Consider the following 17,111-nt stretch of genomic DNA (forward strand, 5'->3'; position numbering starts at 1 on the left):
TTTTAGACTGTTGTTGTGGCTGTTGTTTAGCTTCCTTTAGTTCCTCTTCTTCCTCGTCAAGATAAAACCAGTTTTGGAATTTGCTTTTTAAACTCATCAGTCTCCCTCGCTTTCCTCTCCGACTAGTGCTGTTCCGATTCTAACGTATGTTGCTCCTTCTTCAATTGCAATCATATAGTCGTTTGACATCCCCATAGATAGTTCAGTACAAGGGGCATGCGCTAAGTTTAAAGTTTGAATACGATCACGCAGTTCTCTCATTTCTTTGAAAATCAATCGAATTTCTTCCTCGTCTTCAATATTCGGCGCCATTGTCATAAGTCCAACGATTCGAACTTTATCGTAATTCCCTAATTCTTCTATAAAACCTGGCAACTCATCAGGAATCAAGCCAGATTTTGAATCTTCGCCAGAAACGTTTACTTGAATGAAGCAATCTACTTGTTCTGTGGCACGTTTTTGAATTTCTTTTACTATACTCATTCTACTCAGTGAGTGGATATGGCTAACCTTATCAATGATATCTCGGACTCTTCTACTTTGAAGATTTCCAATAAAATGCCAGTTCACATTATCTGAAACTTGTTCGAGTTTTTGTGTTAAGCCATCTGGACGATTTTCCCCAAGATGTTTAAATCCAGCATCAATTACTTGTTTTGCGCGTGTCGAAGAAACACCTTTCGTAACAGCGACAACATGAACCTCGGAACGATTTCGCCCAACTTTGTCACAAGAAGTTTGAATGTTTTTTTCGATTTGTTGTATACGTTGTTGAAGTTTGTTCATTCTAATCACTACTTTTCATATATCATTCCTTTTATTGTAGCAATGAAAAACATACTAATCAATAAAAATCATTCTTTTTGCTCTTTCTTTCCGACTAAAACGATATCTTTTCCAATTACTGTAATATCCGAAACGCGAACTTTTTTTACGTCATTTTTCTTTGAATCAAAAAATAGAGCCCTTTCACCGCCACCGATATGAAAAGTTTCTATTTTTCCACTTTTCACATCGATGGTTGCATCTTGCACGTATCCAAGAAAAGAACCTCTTGTCGCATCAATGACTTCCTTTTTTTGTATCTCAGAAAACTTCATAATATCGCTCCTTTTTACCACCATATGCATATGAGGAGATAAAGAAAACCGTTAACATAACGTTATTCTTCTTTGGTCTAATCAAAAAAAAGCGCAATGCAACCGATGTGCACTGCGCGTTAACTTTAAATCAGTCAATTTTCTTCCATGCCGTCGCGAATAATTTTCACAGCATTTTTTTCTAATCTAGAAATTTGGGCTTGTGATATGCCCATCTCTTTTGCTATTTCTGTCTGTGTTTGCCCGAGATAAAAACGTTTATTCAAAATAGATTGTTGTCGCTCGTCCAATTCAGTCATCGTTTCTTTTACTGACACATAAGTTAACCATCGATCTTCTGATATAGTTTTATCTTGTAACTGGTCCATTAAAAATACAGGGTCTCCTTCTCCACTATTCATCGGTTCGTGAAGAGACATCGGATCTTGTATAGCGTCTAGTGCATACAGAATATCATCTGCTGGGATATCAATCATCTCCGACAAGTCAGAAAGCTTTGGTTCATGTTGATGTTCATTTATAAACTCTTCTCTAGCTCTCATTGCTTGGTAAGCAATATCTCGAAGCGATCTTGAAACTCGAATTGCATGATGGTCACGGAGATGTCTTTTGATTTCTCCTAATATCATTGGAACAGCGTACGTTGAAAATCGGACATTATGTTTTAAATCAAAGTTGTCAATCGATTTTAATAAACCGATACATCCAACTTGAAACAAATCATCTGCATGCTCGCCGCGATAAATAAATCGCTGAACCAAGCTGAGAACTAATCTCAGGTTTCCAATTACTAGTTCTTCTCTTGCAGACTCATCGCCGCTTTGTAATCGCACAAATGTCTCTCGCATTACTTCATTTGAAAGTAACGGTAATTCAGACGTATCGATTCCACATATTTCAACTCTTGTACGTACCATTCTTATTCCTCCGCATTCTTTAGATGACTGTACCGATAGTCTATCCGCAGCAGTGAGGAATATGCGCAAAATATTTCCTCCAATTTCAACCATTATGCAATTGGATGGTTTAACATTTCACGAAGTTCAATAATAATTTTCTTTTCTAACCGAGAGATATAGGACTGGGAAATGCCAAGCATTTCAGCGACTTCTTTTTGAGTCATTTCGGTTTTACCAGTTAAACCGAAACGGCATGCCATAATATATCTTTCTCGATCATTCAATGTCTTAACAGCTTCAATCATATGCTGTCTTTCAATTTTTCTCTCCACGTTATCTATAATAATTGTCGCTTCGGTTCCCAATATATCAGATAATAATAATTCATTTCCATCAGCATCCGAATTTAATGGTTCATCGAAAGAGATTTCCGATTTCGTTCGATTCGTTTTACGAAGATGCATTAAAATTTCATTTTCAATACAACGGGAAGCATACGTAGCTAACTTAATATTTTTATCAGGCTTAAATGTTTCAATTGCTTTTATAAGTCCAATTGCACCAATACTAATTAAATCTTCAATATGCGTATTCGTATTATCAAATCGACGCGCAATATAAACGACGAGACGTAAGTTTTTTTCAATTAACGTATCCCTCGCTTCCATGTCACCTTCCATAAATGCACGAATTGTCTCGGCCTCTTCTTCTCTTGTGAGCGGTTTCGGAAGTGAACCATGTCCTCCGATATAGTACGTACCATTTTTACCTCTGAAAAATGAAGCGATAATCGTCATCCACTTTTTAATTTCATTTAACATGTTCTTTTCCCCTTTCGCCTATTATTTTTTCCATGGCAGAGACGTGTAAAATTGCATGAGCACCTTCGGGATAACGGCGGTCTTCTTTTGTTATGACGATAAATCCTTGTTCGAGCTCTCCACCTCCTTCGATTGACCAGTGATCGTATTTAATTCCAACTGCCCATGATTTGCCTTGTACAGTTAATATCCTAACAAGGCGGAGTGCTTTCCTATATTCCTCAGGAAAGTCTACCAAAGACGGTCCTTGTGGATTCCATGAAATTAAAGGTTGCTTTAATGATTCAGGAATAAAATCCTCTATTGTACGTAATGCGATGAAATGAACTGGATACCCTGATAACGGCTCAGTACAGCTATTTCCCGAATCCACAAAAACCGTTACAGGAATTTCTCTCCCCCAGATATGAAGGGTTGAATTGGCAAGAAGTTCTGAAACGTGTTGCGAAGTACGCACATCAAGCCACTTTCTTTTAATAAGATAAAGCGCAAAATAAGCAATCCCTGCATAAATAATAACGGCCTGATAACCGCCAAATATTCGGACATTGTATTGTAACGCCGTCAACAATCCTCCTGCAAATAATGCACCAATTAGCACCATCGAGGCTGATTTTCTCCATGGTCCAAATGTCTTGCCGAAAGCAACGACTGTCATACTTATAAAAGCGACAAGTATCGTCCAAAATGAAACAGGGAAAAAAACAACTGGTATCGCACCGACAAAGGAAGCTAAACAGAGCCGGGCAAGACCAATTTTCACATTTTGCATTTTATTTGCGAATGACAAAATCGTAAAATTAAAGACCATATTCAATCCGATAATCAGCTCGCCATACATAGAATGTCCTCCCTCGTACTAAAGATAGCACGCAACCTTTAAAATGTTTGTCGGTTTGGGTACTTTTCATAAAAAAAGGTTCGACAATTTCCATGTTGAAAATATATGTATAACGCCCAGATTACATGAGTAAAATGACGGACAAACTTTTTAATTATTTTTTCACTGGCATACAAGGCAGAATCATTAAAGTTTTTGTAGAGTCAAGCAATGTGGTAACTCAAAGCGATTTAATCATAAAAATCATCTCAGATAATACAAAAAAACATTCCATCAATGGTAAATCCATCGATGGAATGTTTTAAATGTTTATATTTATTATTTATCTACGGCGACGGTTTCTTAAAAATGTCGGAATATCCAAACCATCATCCGCCTGACTATTTTGTTGCGAATGAATTGGTTCCGGTTCAGGCTGCTTATATTGCTCCTGTTCCTCACGGCGACGTTCCATCGGACGTTCTACTTGTTGTTCACGAGCAGGCGATTGTCCGCGGTTTTGAACCGTTCCACCAATTCCTGTACCTCTTGTAGGTCTTGCCGAAATTAATTGTTCTTCTGTAAACCCTGTCGCAATAACAGTAACAATAATTTCGTCCTTCAAGTTATCATTGATTACAGAACCGAATATCATATTAACATCTTCATCAGATGCTGATGCAACGATATCTGCCGCTTCTTGTACTTCAAATAAACTTAAATTGGATCCCCCTGTAATGTTCATGAGAACACCTTTAGCACCGTCAATAGACGTTTCTAGTAGTGGACTAGAAATTGCTTTCTTCGCTGCCTCAGAAGCACGGTTCTCGCCAGTAGAAATACCGATTCCCATAAGTGCAGAGCCTTTGTTAGACATAATTGTTTTCACGTCAGCAAAGTCGAGGTTAATCAGTCCTGGGACTGCAATTAAATCTGAAATACCTTGTACACCTTGACGTAAAACGTTATCCGCTTCACGGAATGCTTCAAGCATTGGTGTATTTTTGTCAACGATTTCAAGTAGCTTGTCATTTGGAATGACGATTAATGTGTCTACTGAATCCTTCATTGCTGTTATTCCGCCAATTGCTTGTGTTTGACGCTTTCTACCTTCAAACGTAAACGGTCGCGTCACAACACCAACTGTTAAAGCGCCCAAATCTTTTGCAACTTGCGCGATTACGGGTGCTGCTCCTGTTCCCGTACCGCCACCCATTCCTGCCGTAACAAATACCATATCTGCACCGCGTAACGCTTCTTCGATTTGTTCTCTACTTTCTTCCGCTGCTTTCTTTCCAACTTCCGGGTTTGCTCCCGCTCCGAGTCCTCGTGTTAACTTTGTCCCAATTTGTAACTTCACTTCAGCTTCGGATAAATTAAGTGCTTGTGCATCTGTATTTACAGCAATAAACTCGACACCTTCTACTCCATGCTCAATCATTCGGTTTACTGCATTATTTCCCCCACCACCAACGCCGATAACTTTAATGACGGCAAGTTGGTCAATATTCGTATCAAAATCCAGCATTTTCTCTCCTCCTAAGTTTACTTCCATATATGGTTGCTCATTCTATCAATCTCTAACACTATTCAAAGAAATTATTAAATACTTTTCTCGCTTTAGACATAAAGCTTTCCTTTTCTACGTGCTCTCTGTTCGTCTGCTTTTGCGCTTTAGTTTGTGCAAATGAATGATCATCACTTGTACTTACAGCTGGTTCATCGGAAATTGAACCAAAGAATTCTTCTTGCATATGCGCATATCGAATTAGACCCACTGCTGTTGTATACATCGGTTCACGAACACCGATGTATTCAGGTGTATGAATACGAACTCTCGATTTTAGGACATGGCGAGCGAGTGGAAGCATTCCATCGATCTTCGTAATGCCTCCTGTTAGGACGACACCGCCTGGTAAATCCTTAACCCCCATCTTAAATAACTCTTCTAAGACCAGGTCGAAAAGTTCTTCTAATCGTACACCAATGATTTCCGATATGTATCGTTGACTGTATTGTTCTTTAGAATCTGCACCAATCACTGGCACTTCGAATAAATCATCATCTGAAGCATCGTCATAAAAAGCATGTCCAAACTTATGCTTTATTTTTCTTGCTTGTTCGGTAGGTGTCTTTAACACAATTGACAAATCTTTTGTTACGTGGTCTCCCCCTATTGGCAGTACACTAGTCGCCATGAGTCGGTCATCACCGAAAATAGCAATCGTCGTTGAGCCTCCACCTATGTCAATAAAGGCTGTCCCATGATTCATTTCATCGTCCGTTAGCGCAAATGTTCCTGCTGCAAGGGGCTGCAAATAAATTTCTCGAATTGTTAAACCTGCACGTTCAACACATCGTAAAATGTTATGAACGAGTGTTTTAGACGTCGTAATTAATGTTCCGTCCATTTCTAAACGAACCCCAATCATACCGCGAGGATCGGTAATTTCCCCGTAATCATCAACGATAAATTGCTTTGGAATAATGTTCACGATTTCCCGTTCGGGTGGAACAGACATCACTTGTGCTGACTCCATCACACGATCAAGATCGTCATCGGTAATTTCCCGATTCTCCGAATTAACTGCAACGACTCCTTTAACATCTTGTAAAGTGACGCCGTTAGCAGGAATCCCTACTACCACTTCATGTATTGCCATCCCTGTCATTCTTTCGGCTTGATCAACCGCTTTTTGAATCGACTCTACAGTCGCATCAATATCAATAATCGTACCTCTACGAATTCCTGCAGACTGAACATTTCCTACTCCAATGACGTGAAGGGTTTCACCATCTACTTCCCCAATCAACACTTTAATTGACGATGATCCAATATCTAATGAAACATATAGTTCAGATTGGCTCAATGACTGACACCTCCAAATTCAACGCTTATCTTCCATTCTATTTCATTATAACCATATTGTCTAAATTTTTTCGACATCGGGTATCCAAATCCTTTCATTCATTCGTATTTCCGGTAGTACTTTTACTTCTATCAGTCCATTTTGCAAGTAAAATTCTTCGGATGACTGCAATATTTTGAAATAGCCGAACACCAAATGCAAAGATTGCAGCAAGATATAAATCGAGTCCTAGATGAACCCCTAAAAACGCAAGTCCAACTGCAAGCGCGATATTAAAGAAAAATCCTGTTACAAAGATTTTATCATCATATACTTGCTGTAGGCTAGCACGCATTCCGCCAAATAAAGAATCGAGTGCGGCTAAAATAGCGATAGATAGATAGTTACTGTAAATTTGCGGTACTTGAATGTCTGATAAAAGACCAAATGTTACACCTAATATAAGGCCAAGCAAGGGTAGCCACATCGTTATTCCCCTTTCGGCAATTCATTTAAATACAAATTTTTGATACTTTCTTTCCAGCCCCTAATTTTCACACTATCTACAGATTCTCCAACTCTTAACACTAAATCATCTAAATAAAAGTCATCATGAATTGCAGAGGCCTGCAACGTGTTATATACCTTTTCACTATCCTCAAAAGTATCTGTAATTACTTTTATGGTGAATGGCGGAGAGGAAACATTTAAACCATTGACAGTCGTATAGCCATTAATATCCCGAATTGCACTTAACGAGGTATACCGTTTACCGTCAATTTCTAACGCTCGCCATTTCACACGATTTAATTCATTAACAAAGCGCGTCAAAAGATCCGGAGAAATACTCGTAATTTCAATACCTAGCGCAATACTTTCAGGAGACGGTTCAACCTCAATTAGTAACCCTGGCCCTTCTGTATCTGTCATCCCGGCCTGGGCATGTAATTTATCCACAGTTTCTTTAAGTGCTTTCCCCGTATTTTCATCATTTAATGATTCGTAAGTCCGAATGGTTTCATCCAAACCTCGTATTTCAGAAAGCAATTCAGAATGCAATTTTTTTTCATTCGACAATTCATTTCGAATCGCCCACATATCGCGTGTATCGCGTTTCTCTGGCTTTTGGATTGTATTATACTGAATCGCTATCATAAAACCAACAATGAGCAATACGATTGTAAACTTCAGTTGTCTTCGCATTTGCTCACCTTCCTTACGTTCAGCTTTCTTCACCAACTGCGGCTAACTGAAGATTTTTAATTTGTTCTGTCGTGACAACTATATTGTCCAATAAAAGCCGGTCAACGACGCCACCTTTTAAATAAAGAGCTTCATGCAAAACATCCATTTTTCCAACTGCCTCGATAACAAACGGGGCTGGAAATGTTCTCCCGTCAACTGTAATGACAGGGCCTGTACATTTAATATAAGAATTATGTGTGATTCGTTGCCCGTTAATTGAAATTCCTTGAGCTCCTGAAATTCTTAATTCATTAATTACTTTAAAAATATGGCTTTCATGCACAATATAATCGTTTGGGTTCTGCTCGATTGGATCATATTCTGCATCCTTAAGCGTAACCCTAAGGCCTTGTCCCATTGCTGGAACTACACCAAGCAGCAGGCGAAGATCTTTCGCTTCCTCTACTAAATCAGCATGATCTTCTTCTTGTTCTAAGAAGGAACGTTCATAGGCTCTAATCTCCTCCTGCTTGACGCCGATATCGTCGGAAAGTTCCCGGTTTCGCTCTTGTTGTTCTATAAGTTCTCCTCTATATTTCTCTTCTGCCAAAAACGCAGAAGACGATAACTGATCGTGCTGTGCATCCTTACCAAAAGTTCTATAAGAAAACGCAAGAATAAAGCCTAAAACGAGGAACACGATTGCAAATAGAATAGGTCTTCCTCTTTTATCAAAGAAACTACTCACTCTCCTCATCCAATTCGACCTCTTCCTCATCTTCTTCTTCCTCGTTTCCAATTAAACCGTATATTTTGCTATACGGGGTAAAGAAAGTGCCCACTTCCATGTCAATAACGCCTTTTTCTTTCCCATCTAACTGAGCAATGATTGCGGAATAATAGGCCATTTTCTCTGCAAAAGTAGGAATAACCGCCTTTATTTCATATCCATCATCCATAAATACGGTAATATAATTCGGTTCTTCTTTCCTACCTGTATAAATGATTTCAGATATTAACTGATAGACTTCATTTTCCATTTTCATTAACTGTTCAGTCATCCGTTTTTTAACATCTATATCAGAAAAGCCGTTTAAAATCGGTGCATCCTCTTCTGGTGAGAGCTTTTTGGGTGTGAAAACGTCGCCATTTTCTAATAACAGTCCAAATTGACCATCATTTTCTATATAAGCGATAGGCTTCCATTCAGTCACCGTAATCTGAACCCCTCTTAACCATTTCCGAGAGACGTTAGCTTTTTGAACCCCTTCAATTTTCTCTAGCCGCTTTTCTACCTCTTTCGTCGAAAATCCCCATAAGGAATCGTCCACCTGCAGTTCACTTTTGTCTGTATAAAATGAGGGTTCATAAATTTTTGCACCCGCAACATGAAACTTATCAATTCGACTAAATGGTGATTGGAAATATAGAATGATGAGAAGAGCGATTAGGAATACAGAAACGATGAAGATGAACTTCCGATTTGTTCTCCTCCGTCGTCTTTCACGCATCGATGGAATTCTTTCTTCAATATCAATAATCTTTTCCATATCGCCCCTCCTTTCATGTACGTTAAATTTTAGTTTCTGTAAAAATTTTATCACTTGGAAACCGTGCCACCGAATTTGCATTCAGTTATTGCTCGACTTATTCCCGTCGTTTCTGAGCAGGCGCCCTCCGCTTTTGTTATTCATAAAGTGTAAGATGACTCCGGCTGCCATCCATGTTGTTAGTAAAGATGAGCCTCCGTAGCTTATAAACGGTAAGGTAACGCCTGTGACGGGAAGTAATCCCGAGACTACACCAGTATTTAAAAATGTTTGAAAGAATATCATAGCGCCCATGCCCGAAACTACGAGCAAAGAAAAGCGTGCTTCAGTGCGAATGGCTATCCCAAATGTCGCACTTAAAAACACAACAAATAAAAGAAGAATAATCGATGCACCTATAAACCCTGATTCCTCGGCAATAATGGAAAAAATAAAATCATTTTGTGGTTCAGGTAAATACAAATATTTTTGTCTGCTATTGCCATATCCGTGTCCAAAAAGGCCACCAGGTGCAATCGCAAACAATGATTGTATTCCTTGAAACCCAGTTCCTAATGGATCGTTCCACGGATCGATATACGATTTAATCCGGTCTAATCGATAAGGTGCAGTAGCAATGAGTGCAACAAAAGCCCCCACCCCAGCGATTCCAATTAAAGTAAAAAAACGTAAAGAGTAGCCCGCGACGAACAATACGACAAACGCAGAGACAATCAAGATAACGGTCGAGCCGAGGTCTGGTTGCAACATAATAAGTGCAGCTGGCAATAAAATATACCAAAGATGTTTAAAACGAAACACTTTTTTTCCACTTGTTTCAACCAAACTACTTGCTAGTTTACCAATAAGCGCTACTTTAATGAACTCGGCTGGTTGCAAGCTGAATGGTCCAAGAATAATCCAACTTTGCGACCCATTTCGAACGGCACCGATGCCAGGTATTTTCACGGCAACAAGCGCAACAATTGCTAAGTAATACAATATCGTCCATACTTTTTGATTGGACGTTAAAGGACTTTTCATAATAAACACTGCAATCCCAATTGATACCAACATGTAAATGCCTTGTTTCACAATAAATGGAGACGAATTTGCATAATGAACTGTCCCCCAATAGGAACCTGCCGAATGCACAAATGCCAATCCAATACACGACAGTGCGAGCGCCGAAGTGACGAACGCAACTTTTAGCTTACCTTCCAGTGAACGCATCCTTCCACAATCGTGTTTTAGTGCCAATTTTTACTTATAAAGGTTAAAGAGACATGACCGCATCAATAAATTTGTCTCCACGTACCTCAAAGCTTGCATATTCATCCCAACTTGCACTCGCCGGCGACAATAAGATAATATCCTTTTCTGAAGATAAATCGTGAGCCAACTGAACAGCGTGTTCCATTGTTGTTGCTTCTACAACACTTTTCACTCCACATGATTTGGCAAATTCAGCAAACCTTTTTTTCGTTTCACCAAGTGCGACGACAGCCTTCACATTCTCCATATAAGGTCTTAATTCTTCGAATGAATGCCCTCTATCCAATCCACCGGCTAACAATACTATCTGGCTATCAAATGCGGCTAACGCACTTTTAGTTGCCAATGTGTTGGTCGCTTTCGAATCGTTATAATATTTTCTGCCATGTAACTCCTTCACAAACTGCATACGATGCTTAACACCCGTGAAAGAACTGAGTACGTCAATAATTGCGGATTTCTCACAGCCTAGCAAGATTGCTGCAGCTGACGCAGATAATATATTTTCAAGATTATGCTTTCCTGGTAGTTTAATAACTGAGCGACTAATAAAAGGTTCACCATTCCAATATATTTCATGTTCATCAGCTGATATGCCATAGTCTTTCTTTCCTTCAACAGAAAAAGGAATTTTGATTGCATTAGAGTGTGCCGCAATTTCTCGTACAGGTGCTTGATCAGCATTATAAATTAGGAAATCATCATCGATTTGATGCGCTGTAATTTGTGCTTTCGCTTGACTATATGATTCAAAATTCCCATGGTAATCAAGATGTGCGTCGTATAAATTTGTGATCATCGCGATTTTAGGCCGAAATGTTTCCACGCCCATTAATTGAAATGAAGAAGCTTCTAGCACAATGACGTTCTCTTCTTTTGCCTCTTGGGCAACTGAACAAGCAACAGTTCCTATGTTCCCAGCAATGAGTGGTTTCTCATTTCCAATACTCAACATGTGGTACAACAAAGTCGTCGTCGTTGTTTTTCCATTCGAACCAGTAATCCCGACAATTGGTGCTTCGCTAATTTGATAAGCGATCTCAATTTCGGTCCAAATCGGAATCTCTTTTTCAATCGCCTGTTGAATCATGCTATTCGTATAAGGGATTCCAGGATTTTTGACGATGACAGCAAAATCCTCATCTAACAAATCAGTCGGATGCCCCCCACAAATTACTCGAACACCTTCTTTTAATAAAGCAGAAGCTTCCGCGTTATTCTCTAAGGGTGAAGCATCGTTTACTGTCACTTCAGCGCCCAGTGAGTGGAGTAGTTTCGCAGCTGCGTAACCACTCTTCGCTAAACCGAGCACAAGAATTTTTTGCCCTATAAACTGTTCGGTGTTTTTCATTTACATTACCTCCATCAAGACAGGAACAAGAACTGCTACAAAAGCGACACTCCAGAATACGAGGACAACTTTCCATTCAGACCAACCTGATAACTCAAAATGGTGGTGAATTGGACTCATTTTAAAGACACGTTTTCCTGTCAATTTAAAACTAATCACTTGGATAATAACGGATAATGTTTCAACAACGTACACAATCCCAATAATGAGGAGTAACAGCTCTTGCTTGATGAGCACAGATATCATTGCAATTGCCCCACCTAGCGCAAGCGATCCCGTGTCTCCCATAAAGACTTTGGCCGGCTTCATATTGAATAATAAAAAGCCAAGCATTGCACCTGCGACAGCAAAACAAAATAATGCAACGTCGTCTTGACCATATTGAAGCGCAAAAACACCTAATCCTCCGAAGGCAACTGTAGAAGTCCCTGCTACCAAGCCATCTAGTCCGTCCGTTATGTTGACAGCATTGGAAAATCCAACAAGCCAAAAGATTAGAAATGCAACATAAAAGATCCCTAAATCAAGCTTAACGTCGAGGAATGGGAGAGCGACTGTCGTTTCAAAAGGACCCATTTTAAGTAAAAAGAAAACTAAAATTGCAACAACAATTTGTCCAATTAGCTTTTGAAGCGACGTCAATCCTAAGTTTCTTTTTAAAACAACAATAATGAAATCGTCAATAAAACCGATAATCCCAAAACCGATTAACACAAGTAAAAGAACGATTGTTTGAGTAGTCATTACACCAAATATGTATGAAAGAATTAATGTTGAAAATACAATTGAGGTGAGAAAAATAAGACCACCCATTGTCGGTGTTCCTGCTTTTTTTTGATGGGCTTTTGGTCCCTCTTCTCGGATACTTTGCCCAAATTTCATGCGTCTTAGAGCTGGTATAATTCCAAATCCAGAAATCGCTGAAAGTATAAACGCCACGGCAATAACCGTAGTAGTCATAGCTAATGTCATGATTTTTTCTCCTTCTATCTGCTGAAACAGTGACTTCACTTCATTCTGTGTCAGACTTAGCATTGAAATAAATAGTATTTAAAAAGCGGAGTAAAGGCCACCTAACCCCCGAGGACTTGATGGCCTTTACAATCCCCCTTTATTCATTCAGTATAAACATGAATGATATCATCAACACTTATTAATGTGTCGACAGCTGGCATTTGGTATTTAACTTTTTCTCCAGACCCATGCCATTTAATCTGATAAGTATATAATTGAGTACGCACTGTTTCTTTCGTCATTCCAGTTAAATCCGGGACACGATGGGTAATTTCGTCACCCCAGCGGTAATCTTTTTCAAGTTGATTTTCTCTTTTTGTGATACCAGCTATTGGAGCAATTTCTTCAATAATCCTACCTACAATTGGCGCTGCAATCACCCCACCAAATTGTACAGAGTTTTTAGGATTGTCTACAGCAACATAGACAAGAAGTTCTGGGTCATCCACAGGCGCAAAACCGATAAAAGAAACGATGTATTCTCCGTCTTTATAAGCTCCATCTACAACTTTTTGTGCCGTTCCAGTCTTGCCACCAACCCGTAATCCGTCAGTAAATGCACTTCGACCCGAACCATTTGCCACGACCGACTCCAAAGCTTCCCTTACTTGGATAGATGTTTCTTCACTAATTACTTTCTTTTTCAATTCAGGTTCGAACGTTCGTAAAGTCTTGCCTTTAGCGTCCACGATTTCCTTTACAATATACGGTTTGTATAAATTTCCACCATTTATCGCAGCAGCTACAGCTTGCACTTGTTGAATCGGTGTTACTGAAATTCCTTGACCAAAGGAAGTCGTCGCCTGCTCAACAGGTCCAAATGCTTCTTTTGAAAAAAGGATTCCTTTTGACTCTCCTGCGATACCGGAATCCGTTGAACGTCCAAAACCAAAATCCTCAATGTATTGGTTTAATTTCTCTCCGCCTAGTCGTTGGCCGATTGTGACAAAACCAGGGTTACAGGAGTTTTCTACAACCTCTAAAAATGTTTGTTGTCCATGTCCTTGTCTTTTCCAACAGCGAAGTCTCGCGTTTGCAACACGTACAAAACCTGGATCATGAAAGCTTTCTTTGTGAAGATCTACCACTTGCTCTTCAATCCCAGCGGCCAATGTAATAATTTTAAATGTCGACCCCGGTTCAAAGGTCATCCAAACTGGTAAGTTTCGATTATAAATACTCGGATCAACTTTTTGGTAATCAGCTGGATGAAAAGTCGGTGCTGAAGCCAATGACAGCAACTCACCTGTTTTAGGATTCATCACGATGGCAAGTGCTTGCGTTGCTTCAAACTTTTCCATTGCTTGCAATAATTCTCGCTCTACAATTTGTTGCATCTCTAAATCGATTGTTAATTCAACTGAAGCACCTTCAGCCCCCGTTTTAAAACCGTCATCTACATGTGGCAAAGGAATCCCTTTTGCATCTGTATACAGTCGAATTCGATCCCCTGTGCCTTGCAAAAACTCGTCGTATGCATACTCTATGCCCGCTAAACCTTGACCATCATATCCAGTAAAACCGAGTAATCTTGACAAGGCTTCTTTTTTAGGATAATACCTGACAAAATCTACACCTGTATATAAGCCTGGTATTTGTAATTTCGCAATATCATCCGCTTGTTTTTTCGTTATATTTTTTCCTTCTGGCGCGATTTTAACCATATATGTTTTTTGTGATAACTTTTTTTCTAGTTCCTTCGCATCTGCCCGTAATATTTCCGCTAAAGTTGATGCGACATGTTGCACATCTGGATTTTGTGCCGGCATAAAGTACAATGTTGGAGCAAGCTGATTCCCTACAATTAGTTCACCATTTCGATCTAAAATACTCCCCCGCATTCCGCCGAACGGTATTTCAATATCCCAGTTTTCTTCTGCACGTCCTTTTAAAAATTCATGTTTAATAATTTGGACATGAAAAAGTTTAATTAAGACTGCAATACAAAGTAAAAGGAATATAACAAATACTGCTCGCAACCTCTTTTTCGTTTGCAATTCTATAAATTTCCGCAGCGCCTACACCTCACGTTTTTCTACTAACGTATGAGATAGGTAGATTTGCTATTCATCAACCGCCGACAATCGTTTCTTCAACGTCCTCTATTTCGGGTGCCGGTTTATAGATTTCAGCAGGATGTTGAAGGTGAATGACGATTGGCTCCTTCGTCGAAACAATGATTCCAGGTGATAAACTTTGCTCCGTAACATATCCGTCACCAACAATTCTAATATCAAGACCCGTTAACATTTTAAATGACAAAACCATTTTCTTTGACCATCCTGTAAACGATGGTAAAGTTGTTTCGCCCTCAGTCTTTAATAATACTACAGAATCCGTAGCAAGCTTTGCGCCATTTTCTGGATACTGAACCAATACTGGACCACCTTCTCCAATAATGACGGGAGTATACCCCATTTTCTCTAGTTCAGCTGTCGCTTCGGAGACATCTTTTTTAGTATAATCTCCTATCGTAGGTGCCTCAACAGGTTCTTCTCCAGTTGGTACGATATTCATATACTTTAAGCTACTCTCCATCACAGATTTAAATAACTTCGCAACCGGGTCAGAGCCGATTTCGCCTGGTTTTAATTTCGGTTGCTGAACAATAATATACGTAATTAACTGCGGATTTTCAGCAGGCGCCATGCCAATAAAAGAGTATAAGTAATTCGCGTTTCCAGATAAATAGCCACCCATTCCACTTGGAATTTCTGCTGTTCCCGTTTTGCCTGCCAACGTATAGCCATCCAATGCAAATCTTCTTCCTGTTCCTCCCTCAGCTGTGACTGTCGTTGCAAGGACTTCTCTCACTTGTTCAGCCGTTGCTTTTGAGATTGGACTTTCTTTCTCAACCGGTTTTTTGCTTTCAATGATTTCACCAGTATTAGGATTTTTAATTTCACTAATGACGTACGGCTTCATCATAACACCATCGTTTGCAATAGCGGTTGCGGCTTGAATCATTTGTATTGGCGTCACTGTTGACCCTTGTCCATAAGATGTGGTTAATCGTTCAGAGGGATAATTATCTAAAATAATACCTGTTGCCTCATTTGGTAAATCGATAGCCGTTTTCTCTCCAAAGCCAAATCTACTTATATAATCTATAAATGTTCGATCACCTAGTTTTTCAAGTAAGTACGCCATGGAAACGTTGGAAGACCGTTGGAATCCTTCCAAATAAGTAATCGTTCCCCATCCCGTTCTGTTGTGGTCACGAATCGTTCGATCATAAAGTGTATATTGACCCGATTTAAAATAAGCGTTCGGATTCCATTTATTTTCTTCAATGGCAGCTGCCAATGTAAATATCTTCAATGTAGAACCGGGTTCTATCGTATTCTCTACCGCTTCATTCAACCAATTTGATGTTAAGCCTTCCCGTGTAGTGGGATCAAATGCCGGTCTTTGACTCATTGCGACAATTGCACCGGTTTCAGGATCAGCCACAATCGCTAACATCTTTTTAGGCGCGTATTCCTCCTCTATTTCATACATTGCATCTTCTACAAAGTTTTGAATCGTTTTGTCGATGGTTAACTTAATGTCAAAACCATCTTGTGCGGCAACGACTGCCTTTTCTGATTTCGGCAATGTGAAGCCCCATTTATCTGTTTGAAATTCAACCTTTCCATTCGTACCGGTTAACTCTTTATCATAGGTAGCTTCAAGCCCCATTTTCCCTACTGTTTTAAATTGGTTATTTTCATCCAGTTCCTTTTGTGCAAAACCAATGAGATAGGAAGCAAATACACCATTCGGATAAAATCTTTTCTTTTCCTCTAAAAATAAAATACCAGGAAGCTTTTCATCTGTTTCGGCTAATTCTTCTTTTATCGCAAGAACAGTGTCATGACTAATCTCATTTCCTGCCTTACCAAATTCAACTTGCTTCCTTACATTCTTCTTAATATCTTCTTCGGTTCTTGTTAATCGTTCTACTAAATCAGCTTTATCCATCGGAATATACTTTGCTAAAATTTCCGCTGTTTTTTCAGGATCATCAACATGCCTGGTGACATTTTTATCGCTAAGTGTTTCATCCAATACTGCAACTAATCGATAACTAAGCGTATCGGAGGCAATTAACTCACCATTTCTATCAAGAATTCTTCCCCGGTCTGCAGTTAATACTGATTCTCGTGCATATTTCGCTTCAGCTAATGAGGCAAGCGCCTTCCCCTCAGCTTCCCCAGTTATTTGGATAAATAATAATCGGCCAAATAAAAGAAAAAAGAGCCCTCCATAAGCAATAAACATTAGAA

The 17,111-nt window shown here is 39.3% G+C and carries 16 protein-coding genes; all 16 read right to left on the bottom strand.

The window, feature by feature from the left end; genetic code table 11:
• Window positions 1–96: 96 nt before the first annotated feature.
• Entirely contained in the window at window positions 97–786 is a 690-nt protein-coding gene (locus BI350_RS12855; protein WP_075528492.1) for a YggS family pyridoxal phosphate-dependent enzyme, read from the bottom strand.
• 68 nt (window positions 787–854) lie between these two features.
• Window positions 855–1,100, bottom strand: a complete 246-nt coding sequence (locus BI350_RS12860; protein WP_075528493.1) for a PRC-barrel domain-containing protein — start codon at window positions 1,098–1,100, stop codon at window positions 855–857.
• A gap of 134 nt (window positions 1,101–1,234) precedes the next feature.
• Complete coding sequence (sigG, locus tag BI350_RS12865) at window positions 1,235–2,017, bottom strand: RNA polymerase sporulation sigma factor SigG (protein WP_075528494.1); 783 nt, start codon at window positions 2,015–2,017, stop codon at window positions 1,235–1,237.
• Between the two features lie 92 nt (window positions 2,018–2,109).
• On the bottom strand, window positions 2,110–2,820 hold the full coding sequence (gene sigE, locus BI350_RS12870) for an RNA polymerase sporulation sigma factor SigE (RefSeq protein WP_082295070.1): 711 nt from the start codon (window positions 2,818–2,820) through the stop codon (window positions 2,110–2,112).
• Window positions 2,810–3,661: a sigma-E processing peptidase SpoIIGA gene (locus BI350_RS12875; RefSeq protein ID WP_075528495.1), complete on the bottom strand. Its 852-nt coding sequence runs from the start codon at window positions 3,659–3,661 to the stop codon at window positions 2,810–2,812. The genes sigE and BI350_RS12875 overlap by 11 nt, the downstream gene beginning before the upstream one ends.
• 322 nt (window positions 3,662–3,983) lie before the next feature.
• The gene (ftsZ, locus tag BI350_RS12880; protein WP_075528496.1) at window positions 3,984–5,168 is read right to left on the bottom strand and encodes a cell division protein FtsZ; all 1,185 of its coding nucleotides are present in this window, start codon (window positions 5,166–5,168) and stop codon (window positions 3,984–3,986) included.
• 58 nt (window positions 5,169–5,226) lie between these two features.
• On the bottom strand, window positions 5,227–6,510 hold the full coding sequence (gene ftsA, locus BI350_RS12885; protein WP_075528497.1) for a cell division protein FtsA: 1,284 nt from the start codon (window positions 6,508–6,510) through the stop codon (window positions 5,227–5,229).
• A gap of 94 nt (window positions 6,511–6,604) precedes the next feature.
• A complete protein-coding gene (locus BI350_RS12890; RefSeq protein WP_075528498.1) occupies window positions 6,605–6,976 on the bottom strand; it encodes a small basic family protein in 372 nt (123 codons plus the stop codon).
• A 2-nt stretch (window positions 6,977–6,978) separates the two neighbouring features.
• Window positions 6,979–7,692: a DUF881 domain-containing protein gene (locus BI350_RS12895; RefSeq protein WP_075528499.1), complete on the bottom strand. Its 714-nt coding sequence runs from the start codon at window positions 7,690–7,692 to the stop codon at window positions 6,979–6,981.
• 19 nt (window positions 7,693–7,711) lie between these two features.
• A complete protein-coding gene (locus BI350_RS12900; RefSeq protein ID WP_245698262.1) occupies window positions 7,712–8,431 on the bottom strand; it encodes a DUF881 domain-containing protein in 720 nt (239 codons plus the stop codon).
• Window positions 8,415–9,224, bottom strand: a complete 810-nt coding sequence (locus BI350_RS12905; protein WP_075528501.1) for a cell division protein FtsQ/DivIB — start codon at window positions 9,222–9,224, stop codon at window positions 8,415–8,417. Before BI350_RS12905 ends, BI350_RS12900 begins: the two co-directional genes overlap by 17 nt.
• Before the next feature lie 81 nt (window positions 9,225–9,305).
• Window positions 9,306–10,436 carry a putative lipid II flippase FtsW gene (gene ftsW / locus BI350_RS12910; protein ID WP_082295072.1) on the bottom strand — a complete coding sequence of 377 codons (1,131 nt, stop codon included), beginning with the start codon at window positions 10,434–10,436 and terminating at the stop codon, window positions 9,306–9,308.
• A gap of 43 nt (window positions 10,437–10,479) precedes the next feature.
• Window positions 10,480–11,829 carry a UDP-N-acetylmuramoyl-L-alanine--D-glutamate ligase gene (gene murD / locus BI350_RS12915; protein WP_075528502.1) on the bottom strand — a complete coding sequence of 450 codons (1,350 nt, stop codon included), beginning with the start codon at window positions 11,827–11,829 and terminating at the stop codon, window positions 10,480–10,482.
• Window positions 11,830–12,801 carry a phospho-N-acetylmuramoyl-pentapeptide-transferase gene (gene mraY, locus BI350_RS12920; protein WP_075528503.1) on the bottom strand — a complete coding sequence of 324 codons (972 nt, stop codon included), beginning with the start codon at window positions 12,799–12,801 and terminating at the stop codon, window positions 11,830–11,832. It abuts the gene before it with no gap.
• A gap of 143 nt (window positions 12,802–12,944) precedes the next feature.
• Window positions 12,945–14,858 (bottom strand): penicillin-binding transpeptidase domain-containing protein, encoded by a 1,914-nt coding sequence (locus tag BI350_RS12925; protein WP_075528504.1) that lies wholly within the window; start codon window positions 14,856–14,858, stop codon window positions 12,945–12,947.
• 55 nt (window positions 14,859–14,913) lie between these two features.
• Window positions 14,914–17,106 (bottom strand): penicillin-binding protein, encoded by a 2,193-nt coding sequence (locus BI350_RS12930; protein WP_075528505.1) that lies wholly within the window; start codon window positions 17,104–17,106, stop codon window positions 14,914–14,916.
• Between the last annotated feature and the right edge of the window lie 5 nt (window positions 17,107–17,111).

It is taken from the genome of Sporosarcina ureilytica (assembly GCF_001753205.1).
GTDB classification, from domain to species: domain Bacteria; phylum Bacillota; class Bacilli; order Bacillales_A; family Planococcaceae; genus Sporosarcina; species Sporosarcina ureilytica.

Excerpts from the sequence above, each read along its gene's own strand:
- BI350_RS12855 (WP_075528492.1), bottom strand. The coding sequence starts at position 786 with ATGAACAAACTTCAACAACGTATACAACAAATCGAAAAAAACATTCAA.
- BI350_RS12860 (WP_075528493.1), bottom strand. The coding sequence starts at position 1,100 with ATGAAGTTTTCTGAGATACAAAAAAAGGAAGTCATTGATGCGACAAGA.
- sigG (WP_075528494.1), bottom strand. The coding sequence starts at position 2,017 with ATGGTACGTACAAGAGTTGAAATATGTGGAATCGATACGTCTGAATTA.
- sigE (WP_082295070.1), bottom strand. The coding sequence starts at position 2,820 with ATGTTAAATGAAATTAAAAAGTGGATGACGATTATCGCTTCATTTTTC.
- BI350_RS12875 (WP_075528495.1), bottom strand. The coding sequence starts at position 3,661 with ATGTATGGCGAGCTGATTATCGGATTGAATATGGTCTTTAATTTTACG.
- ftsZ (WP_075528496.1), bottom strand. The coding sequence starts at position 5,168 with ATGCTGGATTTTGATACGAATATTGACCAACTTGCCGTCATTAAAGTT.
- BI350_RS12890 (WP_075528498.1), bottom strand. The coding sequence starts at position 6,976 with ATGTGGCTACCCTTGCTTGGCCTTATATTAGGTGTAACATTTGGTCTT.
- BI350_RS12895 (WP_075528499.1), bottom strand. The coding sequence starts at position 7,692 with ATGCGAAGACAACTGAAGTTTACAATCGTATTGCTCATTGTTGGTTTT.
- BI350_RS12900 (WP_245698262.1), bottom strand. The coding sequence starts at position 8,431 with ATGAGGAGAGTGAGTAGTTTCTTTGATAAAAGAGGAAGACCTATTCTA.
- BI350_RS12905 (WP_075528501.1), bottom strand. The coding sequence starts at position 9,224 with ATGGAAAAGATTATTGATATTGAAGAAAGAATTCCATCGATGCGTGAA.
- ftsW (WP_082295072.1), bottom strand. The coding sequence starts at position 10,436 with ATGCGTTCACTGGAAGGTAAGCTAAAAGTTGCGTTCGTCACTTCGGCG.
- murD (WP_075528502.1), bottom strand. The coding sequence starts at position 11,829 with ATGAAAAACACCGAACAGTTTATAGGGCAAAAAATTCTTGTGCTCGGT.
- mraY (WP_075528503.1), bottom strand. The coding sequence starts at position 12,801 with ATGACATTAGCTATGACTACTACGGTTATTGCCGTGGCGTTTATACTT.
- BI350_RS12930 (WP_075528505.1), bottom strand. The coding sequence starts at position 17,106 with ATGTTTATTGCTTATGGAGGGCTCTTTTTTCTTTTATTTGGCCGATTA.